This window comes from Dialister succinatiphilus, assembly GCF_928721695.1.
GTDB lineage: Bacteria > Bacillota > Negativicutes > Veillonellales > Dialisteraceae > Dialister > Dialister succinatiphilus.
In genome coordinates, this window is sequence record NZ_OV788641.1 from 1,624,394 (window position 1) to 1,637,843 (window position 13,450).

The window sequence follows — 13,450 nt, forward strand, 5'->3', positions numbered from 1 at the left end:
CATTTTACAGAAAGGATTTTTCCATTGGAAACCAATGCAGTGACAAAGGTAGTAACTGATGAAATCAGTATTACCGCCAAATTTATCAGCGATTTGAAAATGTTTGCCATTACCAAAGGGCTGGATCTGGTAGAGGCCATCATCCTTTTTATTATCGGCTATATCCTTTGCCGCTACATTCGCAAAGCGGCCGAGCATATTCTGGAAAAGAGCAATGTAGATCCTTCCGCCAAAACATTCATTTCTGAGATTATTTTCTTCTTCTGCCTGGCCATTGTGGCTATCGTGGCGCTGGGAACGGCTGGCGTGGCAGCAGGAACCCTGGCAGCAGCCTTTGGCGGCGTGGGTCTGGCTATCGGCCTGGGGCTCAAAGACAACATAGGCAATGTGGCATCCGGTATTTTCATCCTCATTTTCCGCCCTTTCCGGGTGGGCGACTATATCCAGGTCGGCTCCAATCAGGGGACGGTTACGGATATCCGCATTATGTATACCCTGATTTCCACCCTGGGAAACCAGATGATTGTGATTCCTAATTCATCTCTTATCAATAGCGTCATTAAAAACTATTCTGCCTTCGAAACAAGAAATCTGGAATTTACCTTTGATGTAGGCTATGGCACCAACCTGCCCAGGTGCATTGCCCTGCTGAAACAGATATTTACGGAAGATGACTATGTGCTGAACAAAGAAAACCTTCCTGTCTATGTCAGCGCCCTGGCCGAATCATCCATCCGTATTTACGTAAGAGCCCAGGTGGACCGGCAGAAGTATTTTGACGCCCAGAATGAGCTGTATATCAGGGTGAAAGAAGCCTTTGACCAAAACGGGATAGACATTCCCTTCCCCCAGATCGTGGTGCATCAGGCAAAGGAGTGAAGGCAGCCGCAGAGCGGCTGGGGTCGGGGCCGGGATCGAGGAGCGCCTGACGGCGCAGATCTAGGGAAGCACTGATTAATTCGCAGAGTCTGCTTTTATAAGAATTTTTATGCACTGCTTCGTCATGGAGCTCCTTAAATAACTCGCTATTCGCATCGCCTCCATTCCTTGCATTGCATAAAAATTCAAGAATAAAATCAGATAACGATTTAATCAGCACTTCCCTAGTGGCTGGTGGCTAGTGGGCTGGTGAACTAGTACCGGCTATTGGCTGTCAGCTATCAGCTAACGGCCTTGGTGGGCGCCCTTTGGGAAATAAGGGCGCCATTATGATAAAACCATAAAACCGCCCTGGCGGGCGATGGAAAAGCGGCAATCGAGTAGAGATTATTCATCCCTCTCACACCACCGTACGTACCGTTCGGTATACGGCGGTTCAATTCCTTGGGCAGATTATATTCTCATAGCATTGTTTTAGACCGATGAATCCAGCTTTCTCCAGTATCCTGTTTGTCACTGAAGTCATCATTATCTGGCTATGAGCTATGCACCAGTATCCTTTCTGACTCTTTCCCCACTTGAATGCAAGTCTTCGTGGGACATGCAGTCGGAGCAGTGCATCTATCCGTGTGGATATGTTCTTCCACTGCTTCCATATGCACATTCGTATACGAGACCTTACCCATCCATCAAGACCTGCTATCCGTGTCAGGTCTGCTATTCCATAATAGCCAACCCATCCACGATTATATTCAGTCGTTTTGCGGATGATCTCTCTTGCACCCCTGCCTTTGCTACGGCCTGTCAGACTTTTCAATTTCCTCTTCAATTTGGCTACCGAGTTCGCATGAGGCATTAGTTTAACCTCTTTCCCTCTTTTGGTCACCGAGAATCCAAGAAATTTAAAGTCCGGCGTTTTATAGACGCTGATTGCTTTACTCTTTTCTCTGTTTACCTTAAGCTTCCGCCGGGTTTCCAGATACTTAGTACTGCTTTTCAGCAGTCTTTCTGCCGCTCTTTGGCTTTTGGCCAGTATGAGGATGTCGTCGGCGTATCTAACGATACGTACGCCTCTCCCCTCAAACTCTTTGTCGAATGGAGTCAGATAGATATTTGCCAGCAACGGAGACAGGTTCCCTCCTTGCGGTGAGCCTTCTTCTGTGCGTTGTTTCAATCCCTTGACCATGACTCCGCTTTTCGGAAATTTCTTGATGAGTTCGATGACTCTTTTATCCGAAATGTCCTGTCTCAGCATATTCATCAGCAGTTCATGGTTGATGGTGTCGAAGTATTTGGAAAGGTCGAGTACGCATGCGTATTCATATCCTTCTTCTACACTCCGCTTTACCACTTCCATTGCCTGCCGGGCTCCTCTATGAGGCCGGTATGCAAAACTGCATTCTGCAAATTTGCACTCATAAAAGGGCATGAGAATTTGTGCGGTCGCCTGTTGTAGTACTCTGTCTTTAACAATGGGGATTCCAAGTTTCCGCTTTCCTCCTTTGTTGTCCTTCGGGATTTCTACTCGCCGCACAGGGAGTGGCTTGTAGGTTCCGTTCAGGATACTTGCAATCCACTCCTCTCCATGCTCTGCGTACCATTCGGGGTATTCCTTCACAGTCATATTGTCTATGCCGGGTGCCCCGTTATTGGCTTTTACTCGCTGGTAGGCATCGTAGAGATTACCTCTGTTCACAATGCACTCCAGTGTGATTCTGCTTGCCATTTCTTCCATTTCCCGAGGACCGTGCTCGACGCTCCTTGTTGTATTTTCGTCAGTTCCACTATTTTCCAACCGGTAGCCAGTTTGTAAACTGTATTCTGTTTTCATCACACGTTCCTCCTTTCATGATTTACTTTGACTGGAATTGTTCGGTCCTTTCCGCTTTTGCGGTACTATGACCTCTGCTGACTTCTCATGACAAATCTTTTTCAACCGTCTCCGCCCGGTCCAGATATACGACCTATCACTGCTTTAACGTCCATGAGACCTCCCCGGGTAAGAGTGTAATCTTTCACCTCATCTATCCGCTTCATTTACAAAGCCTGGCCAAGACCATCGTTGGACTTCAGCATAGGGGGCTGCCTCATCCTGCCGGACTCTGCCTTCGTATAAAGTTTCTATTCGTCGGACCAAGGTTTTGCCTCCGGCTTAGGTCAGTTTACAAGGAACTACACGCAGACCGTGAAACGGGCTGCTGACAACAAACGGCGCTATGCTCCCGGCTGGGTGCATAGCACCTGTTTGTTGCGGGGGTTTCCAAAGGGGGCAGCGCCCCATTTGGCACACGACTTTGCGGAGCAAAGTGTAGTGTGTTATACGCTCTGTCGGCGTTGCCCTGAAAATACCGTTGCCGCCGGGGAGGGCAAGGGCATTTGACGCGGCAGGAAAGCAGGGCTTTGTTTGGGGCTGGTAAGCCGGAAACAAAGGGCTGATTTCAGCAGCAGACAGGGCGTATTATGAAAGCCCCCGTCCCTCGTCCTCCGCCCCCGGCCTATGGGACAAAAAGTCCCAAAGCTCTGGACACCGTGACCAGATGTGTGGCCACACTCCGGGAAAAGTAGCAGGACGGCAGGAAACCGTCAAGGCTGAAATGAATGGGCTGACGCCCGGCCTTGACCGTTCCCCGCCGCCCCGCTGGATGGGTGGACAAGGTGGCCAATCCCTAAAAGTGTTTGGCCGCACTCGTTCATTTTGGGGCCTTTCTTCTCCCAAAATTGAAATGGGCGGGAAAGCCCTAAAATGGCTTTCCCGCCTTGATTACCCATTAGCAAAGACGGGCGAGACTGTCAACGGCGGCGCTGAAAGCGCCGTTCATCTTGACCGTTGACTGGCTCGCCTGGCTTTGCTACTGCCCGTAAGAGATGGAAAAACAAGATGGAAAACAAGGTTAAAAATGGTTGACAAGTCTATCGGATGTGTGTTATACTGTGAGACAGTTTGAGATTGGAAGGAGGCTTACGTGTGTTAATTTGTGTACGCTAATAAGCAATAAAAAGTAGAAGTACCTTTCCACATGATGGTGGGCTTTTTTTGCGTGCGTATGCAAAGGAACACGTAGGTTTGACACGAGCAGTCTTTGAACTGTATCGTGGTGTTTTTTCGTGCTTTGTTGTTATGCAGGCGTCTGCCCTCTCTGTGGGACAACGCCTGCTTTTTATTGCAGAAACAAAGGAACAATGCAATAAAAAAGGAGGTTCGCATTATGACCCAAAACAACAATTCATGGAGAAAAACTTATTTTACACTTCTTGCCGGACAAGCAATATCCTTTATTAGCAGCGGTATTTTGCAAATGGCCATTATCTTTTATTTGGTTGCGAAAACTAATTCTGCAATCATATTGACGGCGGCAACACTGATTGGATTTTTGCCGCAAGCCTGTTTAGGCCCGTTTGCAGGTGCTTTTGTTGACCGGCACAGCCGTAAAAGCGTAATGATTGGTGCGGATTTGATAATTGCCGCCGCTGGCGGTATTCTGGCGCTGGTGGCGTTTTACATGGAATTGCCCGTATGGTCTATTATGGTTGTCCTGTTAATCCGAAGTGCGGGAACTGCTTTTCATTCTCCAGCATTCAGCGCAGCAACACCTATGATTGTGCCAAAAGAGGAACTTACAAAATGCGCTGGTTACACGCAGACCATGCAAGCAGTAAGTGCGATTATCAGTCCAGCTGCCGCAGCGTTTTTATATGCTGTTTGGCCTCTTAATGCAATTATATTGTTAGATATTGTGGGTGCAATCCTTGCCTGTGTGACTGTTGCGATTTCGTCCATACCAACGCCTGAACTATGTCCAGAAACGAAAAGACAACAGTTTTTACAGGATATGAAAGAGGGGTATGTGGTATTAAAGCAAAACAGGGGCCTCTTTGCTCTGCTCTGGATTGGTGTAATTTATATGTTCTTTTATATGCCAATCAGTACGCTTTTTCCTCTCATCTGTATGTCATACTTCAAAGGAACACCGGCCCATGCCTCTGCCGCTGAAATTGCTTTTGCGGTTGGTATGCTGCTTGGCGGAGTCATTCTGAGCATTTGGGGCGGTTTTAAGAAACGGCGGTACACCATCGGTCTTTCCGTTCTCCTGATGGGCGTTAGCAATATGCTCTCCGGGCTTTTGCCGCCAGACGCATTTCTTGTCTTTGTTGTGTGCTGTACTGTTATGGGAATTTCCGCTCCATTTTACGGTGTGCAAAATGCGATTTTTCAAGAAACGGTCAAACCAGAATATCTGGGGAGAGTTTTTTCTCTACTGACAAGCGCCGCTTCCCTCGCCATGCCGTTTGGCCTTGTCATTTCCGGGCCTCTGGCGGAGCGGCTGGGAGTTGAGAAATGGTTTGTCATTTGCGGAATTGGCATTATCATCGTTGCGCTTGCCGTATTTTTACTACCCGGTTTGAGAGAGATTGACAATACGCAATAATCAACTGCACCTTTTTCTATTACTAAACAAAATGCCTGGATGGTGGTTCTGAAAAACCAGAACCGCCGTTCAGGCATTTTTTATCTTCGTCCTCTCTGCGGTTTTGGATTCTTCAGCAAGTCGGATTTTTCCGCAATCTTTTTCAGCCACTTCCGTTCTTCTACTGACAGCTTCCTAAAATTCAGCTTGAGCCGTTTGCAGATAAACGCCAAGTACGCTTGTTCCGTGTCGCTGTCCTGGCTGACGATTTCACCAGCAGTTTCCAGCATTTCTTTTAGCGGGTTATCCTCTGGGACGCTGAAAAAATCGTCCTTGTGTGTTTCCCGCAGAGCAAGGGCAATCCCGTTTATGTCCCGTTGTATCACATAGCGGCAAAACTCGTCCTCATCAATATGGGCGGTGATAAGCTGTCTTAACTGCGTATCACTCATGCCAGGATTATGCTTTTTTATAACAGTTGCGCTCATCGTGTCCACTATGGCGTTTGCACCCTGCGCCTGTTTCAGTGCCGTTCCGTTCACATAGATTTCAAGGTCAGCCATCAGCCGGGGGAAATCCGGGTGCGCCGCCAGCTCACACAGCAGGGTATTGTCTATCCTCCCGCTTTTCAGCAGGTCAATCATTTCATCACTCAAACGCAGGTCTGCAAGATCGGCGTTTGGGTGATTTTTCATTTCAGACAGCCCCAGCAGATAATCAGCGGTCACACCGTAAAACTTCGCCAGCCGGATAAGGGCATAGTGGCTGATGTCCTTGAAGTCTTCCGTTTCGTAACTGCCCAGCGCAGACTTGGAAAGCCCGGTCTGCTCCGCAAGCTGCCCCAGCGTCAAGCCACGCTCCACACGTAGGTCTTTTAATCGCTCTTGTATGGATAAAGACATATTCACCCTCCTTGCTAGCTCAACGAAAGAGAAGCCGTTATGCTATGTACTATGCTCATAGCATAACGGCATAGGCATTTACAGTTTTATTTTACCATTTCCTTCAGACTCCACCTCACGGTGGACCCCTTGCCATTGGCTGTGTGCTTGTTATGGTCATACCGCACTAGGGACTTTCACCCATTAGATTACACCCATGCCGGGCGCACCCCCTTTGGTGGCTGAGCCACCACCTTTCCCCCTGTTCAGGGGGCACTATGGACGCTCAACAGTGTGCCACATAACTCTACAGGAAAGCGTAGAGAGGTCTATTCTCCCCCCTGAATAGGGTGGCAAGCGAACGTGATTTGTAGGGGAGCGATAGCGACCCGAAAATCACGTGAGACGCTTTCCCGTGGAGGGAGTCCGGCGCAGCCGGATAAGGGGTGGCCACCGGAGGTGGCCAATTCAGCAGAATGTTTAGCACGATTTATGTATCAGAAAGGAAATCCCGTAACGTAAGGCTCCTTTCACTGGAAGGAGCTGCCCGATAGGGCTGAGGATAGGCCTTTGCTGTGCAAAGGCGCCGCCGAAAGGCGGCATTTTACGGAAGAGACACATTAGGCCCCTTCAGGGCCTCGGATTTTCTTCGAAAATCCGCTACCATTCGTCGCCTGACGGCGACACCGTCGGGCATTAAGGTGCTCGCTTAGTGTGCAGGCTATACTCGAATATTAGCCCGACTCGACAGTCCTCTGTAGGACTGTCGTCTTCCAGAGGAAGAAGGCTTTTGCACTTCGCCATGTACCCTTGGTGACACAAAAGGTATTTCCGTAACGCTGACTTCATAATTATTGCCCGAAGGGTAATCCACCACCCTCTGAACCTTCTGAACCCTTCTCCCCGCCCCTTTCTACACAACCCTTCTACACAACCTGCGCCGACAGGCGCGCCCCTTTTTATCCTGCGGCGTCAGCCGCCACCTCAACCCTCAGCCGCGAAGCGGCTGTCAAACATGAGAACCCTCCGGCCCAACGGGCCGGTCAATCCTAAGAACCTTTTCAGCCACCACCCTCTGAACCTTCACGCTTCCGGCATGTCCGCCCCCCATTTTGAAATTGACATCATTCTTCCTCCTGATGTAAAATGTATATAGATAATTTTAGATTTACATATTTAAAAGAAATGAGGAAACCTATGACAGTCTATGAATACGTAATTATCGGATTTGGCAAGGCCGGAAAAACATTTGCTTCTTTTCTGGCATCCCAGGGCATCAAAACGGCGCTCATTGAAAAATCAAAAGAACGGTATGGCGGCACCTGCATCAATGTAGCCTGCATACCCAGTAAATCTCTGGAATACAGTGCCCGCCTGTCTCATGGACGGGACGGTTCTTGGGAAGAAAAAGAAAAGCGGTATGCAGAAGCGGTGGAGGAGAAGAATCGTCTCACCGCCATGCTTCGCGGGAAAAATTATGACAAGCTGGTACAGGCAGGAGTGACTGTATATGACGGCACGGCGTCCTTTGTGAATGACCATGAAATCCTGATTTCCTCTGATGAAAAAGAAGAAATCATCCGGGCAGAGCATATTGTCATCAATACAGGCGCAGCGCCTGTCATGCCAAAGGTGGAAGGGCTTGACCGGAGCGCCTTTGTCTACACCAGCGAGACCCTGATGGATGAGAAAAAGCTGCCCCGTCATCTGGTGATTCTAGGAGCCGGCTATATCGGTTTGGAATTTGCGTCCTATTATAACAATTTCGGTGCCCGGGTGACCGTCATCCAGAAGGGCTCTGTTTTCCTTCCGAAGGAAGACAGGGAAATGGCAGCGGCGGTGAAAGAACATCTGGAAAAACAGGGCATTCGCATTCTGGAAGAAGCAGACGTTCTTCGGGTGGAAGATGAGAAAGAAGAGGCCTTGATTCATGTAAAGACAAAGAACGGAGAAGAAATCCTTCACGCTGATGTCCTGCTGGCAGCTACGGGACGGCAGCCTAATGTATCTTCTCTTGCCCTGGAAAAAGCAGGGGTGGAAATGACACCTCGAGGAGCAGTGAAAGTAGACAGCTCCCTTCATACATCCAAACCTCACATCATGGCAGCCGGAGATGTGACGGGAGGCATGCAGTTTACCTATATTTCCCTGGATGATTTCCGCATCCTGAAGAGCAATTTCAACGGGGACTTGAAGAGAACGACAGAAAACCGCGGCCCCGTTCCCTACGCCCTCTTTCTGGATCCGCCGCTGGCCAGAGTGGGGATGACGGAAGAGGAAGCCCGGGCATCGGGCTGGAAAGTCCTGACTGCCTCCATGCCGGCGGCAGCGATTCCCAAGGCCCATGTACTGAAAAATCCATCAGGCCTTCTTAAAGTCATTGTGGATGAGGAGAGCGGTCTCATTCTGGGAGCCCATTTCTTCTGCCTGGAATCCTATGAAATGATTAACCTGGTGAGACTGGCAATGGACCGGAAGATTCCATATTCTGTCCTTCGCGACAGCATTTACACCCATCCTACCATGACAGAAGGGCTCAATGACCTTCTTGGAATGTTGTAAATCCATGTTTTATTAATGAGGAAGGGGGCTGTGAAAAAATACAGAAATGACACCGCTGCCACTCCACCTCACTGTCATTTCGACGGTCAGTCAGCCGACAATAGGAAAGCCTCTTATTGGGCAGGCTAGAGGCCAACTTCGGCTGACTTGGAGGTCCTATGCAGGACCTCCACAGAGTGGAGAAATCTCATTCCACGATAGTATAAACCTCATTGCGGCGGGAGATTTCGGGGCTCAGAGCCTCAATAGAACAAAAGGCATTATTATCCATAACTACATGCAGCATCGCTCGAAATGACGTAGAGGCAGGAAGCAGACTGTCATTGGGCCAATTACCGTGAAAATTTATGTATACAAAAGGGGCTGTGAAAAATGTAAATCATTTTTTCACAGCCCCTTTTGTATTGGATGGCAAAAGCGGAAATAAAAAACAGGAAACCGGAGAGCCCTTTATATGGTATGATACTTAAAGAACAAATCATATTTCATCAAATAGAAATAAAGGAGACACACATGTATAGAAGTGCAAAGACAGCAGCCATTCTGGCTGCTTTTATGGCGGCCGGCGGCGCGGCGGTGATGATGGCGGGCTGCGGGCAGGAGCAGAAGGCCCAGGGGGATGAGCTGAAGGATGAGAACGGCCGGACCTACCACCTGGTGAAGAATGAGGACGGTACGGAAACGGCCCGGTATGATAATGGGGAGGAAGTGACCTTCCGCCGTGATGAAAATGACAATTTGCAGTACGTGTCCGGTGCTTCCAGCCTGCTGCCCCTTCTCATGATGAGCTATTTCATGTTTCATGGCCTGCCGGGATATTCCGGCCATTACGACAGGAACACAGGCAGCGTACTGAATGACCGGCCTGCCTACACGGAGCAGAAGCAGCAGAATACCGGCGGTGCCTACGCTGGAAATAAAAATGCCTCCTATGACTCCGGCAAGTCTTCAGGAAATTCCACAGTGAAGGCTCCATCCGGCGGTAAGACCGGATTTGGCGGTGCCGGTGTGAGGGGAGGCGCGTCCTGATGGAAAAGACTTTTATGGACGATCTGGACAGGACCATATTTCCCTATGTAGAATATCCCGGTTATCCCTTCCGCTATCCCACCCATCTGCCCCTCATTGTGACCCGAAAGCAGATAGAAGAAGTACGGCAGGTCAGCGGGGCGCTGTATGGCATTTTTGCCAAAGCGGTACGGCGGGCCATGGAGTGCAGCGATTCTTTCATGGATGACATGGAAATTCCAGAGAAACTCCGTAAATATCTCCATGGCGGCAATGCCATGAAGGACCTGCCCACCTGGATATCCCGGTTTGACTACGTGATTGATGAAAAAACCGGAGCTATCCACATGGTGGAAATCAATGCAGATACGCCCTGCGCGGAAATCGAAGCCTACTATGCCAATGGCGTGGCGGCCCGGTATTTCGGGAAAGAAAACCCCAATGCCTTTGAAATGAACGGCCTTCGCAGCTTCCTGCTGGATGTGTATCTCCGGTGCTGCGGAAATATGAGCGGTGAAGAGTTGGAAGCCCATCCCATTCTCTTCTCCTGCTTCCATGACTATATCGAAGATATGGGGACCACCCGGTTTCTCATGAACGCCATGAAGGAAGCGGTGCCCGATGACGTGCGGAGCCATATTCTCTTTGAATCCTTCTACAATCTGGCGGTTATGGAAGACGGCAGCCTGGCCCTGCCCGATGGAAGAACCGTATCCTTCCTCTACCGCATGCATCCCATGGAAATTCTGATTGAGGAAAAGGCGGATCAAGACGGCTCATCCCTGGGAGAATTGATGATGGAAGGCTATCGGGCCGGACGCTTTCATATGATGAATCCGCCGGAGTCCATTATCATGCAGTCCAAAGGCTTCCAGGCCCTGCTCTATGCCCTCATGGAAGACCATGCCTTTTTCTCGGAAAAAGAACGGGAAATCATCAGGACCTATATTCCGCCCTGCTTTTTTCAGCGGGATTTCCGGCCAGACGAAAAAAGTCCCTCCCAGTGGATCAGGAAACCCATCTGGGGCAGAGAAGGACGGGGTATTGATATTATCAACGAAAAAGGGGAGACCCTGTATCGGAAAGAAGTGGAAGATCCGGAGGACGTGGTGTGCCGCGACAGCGAATCCTCCTTGGTACAGCAGTACATACCGCAGCAGAAAATCGTGACCAAAACGGACGTGGGCATACTGGAAGGATATGTCACGCTGTCCTGCTTCATGCTGGGAGACAGGCCATCGGCCATTTATGCCCGGTTCAGCGAAGAAAAAATTGCAGGAAATGAAGCATACTGGATACCGGTGCTCTATGAAGGGTAAGGAGAAGGACAGCCGGTTTCTCCGAAAACTTTCTGATCCAGGTTGGTCAATCGTTATCATTTGTAAACCACTATATGATGACAGTTGACAAATTTTCTCCATGATTTTATAATGAATCCATCAACAGGAGGTCATTATGAATCAGAATCATTCTATACGTATGCAGGTTTTATGTGCATTATTTGCTGCAGTCACTGCGGTGTGTTCCCAGATTACCATTCCTATCCAGCCGGTGCCCATTACCCTTGGTACCTTTGCGGTACTCATGGCCGGCGGATTCCTTGGAAAGAGGTATGGTCTTCTGGCTATTGTGATTTATCTGCTTCTTGGTATGGCAGGGGTGCCCGTATTTTCCATGATGCGCGCCGGTTTTTCTGTGATTGCAGGCCCTTCCGGCGGATTTATCATCGGCTTTGCGCCCATGGCATTTGTGGTGGGCCTGGTTTCCGAAAAGCTGGGCTATTCCTTTAAAAACATGATGGCTGCCACCATTGCAGGTACGGCGGTGTGCTATATCATGGGTCTTGCCTGGTTCATGTTCCTCACGGGCACTGGCATCTGGGCATCCATGGTGATGTGCATGTTCCCCTTCCTTCCCGGTGATTTTGCCAAAATCCTGCTTGCTTCTTTCCTGGTCAGCAAGTACAGAAGAAGACTGGTAGGAGAACTTTAATCCCTGCTTCTTTAGTTTTAGAAATTTCATGGCGGAGGGCATTGCCTTCCGCCATTTTTATAAAGGAGAATTCATGGAAGAACTGATGAAGGCGCTCTGCATTGCCTGGAAAGAGGAGTGGCAGGGCATGGTGATGGGAGTACTCCGCTACAGTAGAGGAGAAGGGGATACCCATGGGCTCTGTAAAGTCAGCTGCAGCGGAAGGCGGATTGTCAGGGTCAGGGTGACGAAGGGCACAGCAGACATGTCCATCCTGCTCTTCCCTCCTTCCGAAAAAGCGGGGAAGGAAAGGAACGGCCAGGGATCCCTGTGGTGCCGGTTTTCTGCAGAAGAGGTGCGTTCCTTCAGCCTTTCCCTGGGGGACCACAATGCAATCCATCAGACCCTGCGCCCTGTGGTGAGCGGATTCCAGATCGCCCTTGCCCTGGCGGAAAGGAAAAATTTTAAAACCTTCAATATCCGCTTCCACCATCCCTTATATGCCGGTGAAGCGGTGTATTTGAAACAAGAAGGGAAAACTATTTACGGATTCTCCCAGGTATTGTGTTTTGAGGCGGTGATTGAATGAACCGGGTATTTCTTGCAGGCGGTCTTCGGAGCCATATCGGCATCCGGAACGGCATTTTCAAACATATCAGACCGGAAGTGCTGGGTGGCAGGGTAGTCAGAAACCTCTGCCAGAGGTACGGTATTCAGGGGCCCGATGCCCTTATCTGCGGCAACGCTGTGGGGCCTGGTGGAAATATAGGGCGCCTTCTTCTTCTGGAAGGCGGTCTCCCTGAAAGGGTTCCGGCTTTTACGATTGACCTCCAGTGCGCTTCCGGTCTGGCTGCTATCCACATGGCGGCCCTTTCCATTATGGCAGGGGAGTGGGATGTAGTTCTGGCAGGCGGTGCAGAAAGTGCATCCCTTCAGCCTCAGAGGCGATACGCAGACAATGATGAAAGAAGCAGCCTTAGAAATCCTGTCTTCACGGCGGCCCAGTTCCGGCCCGGCGAATACGGTGATGACGCCATGCTTCTTGGTGCGGAAAGGGCGGCGAAAGCAGCCGGTATTACTAGAGAGGAAGCAGACGAGGCAGCCCTTCTGAGCCAGAAAAGAGCGAAAAAGGCGGCCGAAGAAGGATGGCTGAAGGATGTGATTCTCCCCCTTTTTGGAAGCAGCCGGGACGAGGCTCTTCGTAAAAGAATGTCTGAAAAACTGCTGACAAGGGCACCCAGAGTCACCGATTTTCCCGAAGGCATCCTTACCGCTGCCAATACCTGCACAATCAATGATGGCGCTGCCTTTGTGATGCTGGCATCAGAAAGATGGCTCCGGGAAAGGGACCTGGTGCCGTCGGCTGAAATCAAAGGCTTTTCCATGACCGGTGCAGATCCTGCAGTGCCGCCGCTGTCAGCAGACCTGGCAGTTTCCTTACTCCTTAGAGACAAAGGCCTTTTTTACAGCGATCTGGATGCTTTTGAGTATAATGAAGCCTTTGCTGTGATCAGTGCCGACTTCCGGAAAAAGCACAGAGACGTGGCAGACCGGCTGAACCGCTGGGGCGGCGCCCTGGCCTACGGTCATCCCTACGGTGCCAGCGGCGCGGAAATCATGATTCACCTTATGAAAATTCTGGAAAGAGAAGAAGGAAATCTGGGAGTGGCCGCCATTCCAGCCGCCGGTGGTGTGGGAGAAACGGTCCTCATTCATCACGTGGATGAAAGGGAATGGACATAA

The 13,450-nt window shown here is 50.0% G+C and carries 10 protein-coding genes; 8 read left to right on the top strand and 2 right to left on the bottom strand.

The genetic code is table 11. The features are described from left to right. Positions 1 to 24: 24 nt before the first annotated feature. Entirely contained in the window at positions 25 to 879 is an 855-nt protein-coding gene (locus NW747_RS06795) for a mechanosensitive ion channel family protein (protein ID WP_273094608.1), read from the top strand. Positions 880 to 1,315: 436 nt separating this feature from the next. Here the strand turns inward: NW747_RS06795 and ltrA are convergent, their stop codons facing one another. After that, positions 1,316 to 2,710, bottom strand: a complete 1,395-nt coding sequence (gene ltrA, locus NW747_RS06800; protein ID WP_273186201.1) for a group II intron reverse transcriptase/maturase — start codon at positions 2,708 to 2,710, stop codon at positions 1,316 to 1,318. Between the two features lie 1,375 nt (positions 2,711 to 4,085). Here ltrA and NW747_RS06805 point away from each other — a divergent pair. Beyond that, complete coding sequence (locus NW747_RS06805; protein ID WP_002584949.1) at positions 4,086 to 5,306, top strand: MFS transporter; 1,221 nt, start codon at positions 4,086 to 4,088, stop codon at positions 5,304 to 5,306. A gap of 80 nt (positions 5,307 to 5,386) precedes the next feature. Here the strand turns inward: NW747_RS06805 and NW747_RS06810 are convergent, their stop codons facing one another. Further along, on the bottom strand, positions 5,387 to 6,187 hold the full coding sequence (locus NW747_RS06810) for a helix-turn-helix domain-containing protein (protein WP_002575858.1): 801 nt from the start codon (positions 6,185 to 6,187) through the stop codon (positions 5,387 to 5,389). A 1,176-nt stretch (positions 6,188 to 7,363) separates the two neighbouring features. Between NW747_RS06810 and NW747_RS06815 the strand changes: the two genes are divergently transcribed. From NW747_RS06815 to NW747_RS06840, 6 genes are all read left to right on the top strand, one after another. Next, the gene (locus tag NW747_RS06815; protein ID WP_273186247.1) at positions 7,364 to 8,728 is read left to right on the top strand and encodes an FAD-dependent oxidoreductase; all 1,365 of its coding nucleotides are present in this window, start codon (positions 7,364 to 7,366) and stop codon (positions 8,726 to 8,728) included. Between the two features lie 513 nt (positions 8,729 to 9,241). Beyond that, entirely contained in the window at positions 9,242 to 9,757 is a 516-nt protein-coding gene (locus tag NW747_RS06820) for a hypothetical protein (protein WP_273186249.1), read from the top strand. After that, complete coding sequence (locus tag NW747_RS06825) at positions 9,757 to 11,055, top strand: glutathionylspermidine synthase family protein (protein WP_273186250.1); 1,299 nt, start codon at positions 9,757 to 9,759, stop codon at positions 11,053 to 11,055. Before NW747_RS06820 ends, NW747_RS06825 begins: the two co-directional genes overlap by 1 nt. 136 nt (positions 11,056 to 11,191) lie before the next feature. Further along, positions 11,192 to 11,728: a biotin transporter BioY gene (locus NW747_RS06830; RefSeq protein WP_273094619.1), complete on the top strand. Its 537-nt coding sequence runs from the start codon at positions 11,192 to 11,194 to the stop codon at positions 11,726 to 11,728. A 73-nt stretch (positions 11,729 to 11,801) separates the two neighbouring features. Next, the gene (locus NW747_RS06835) at positions 11,802 to 12,296 is read left to right on the top strand and encodes a hotdog family protein (RefSeq protein ID WP_273186251.1); all 495 of its coding nucleotides are present in this window, start codon (positions 11,802 to 11,804) and stop codon (positions 12,294 to 12,296) included. Then, positions 12,293 to 13,450 carry a thiolase family protein gene (locus NW747_RS06840; protein ID WP_273186252.1) on the top strand — a complete coding sequence of 386 codons (1,158 nt, stop codon included), beginning with the start codon at positions 12,293 to 12,295 and terminating at the stop codon, positions 13,448 to 13,450. The genes NW747_RS06835 and NW747_RS06840 overlap by 4 nt, the downstream gene beginning before the upstream one ends.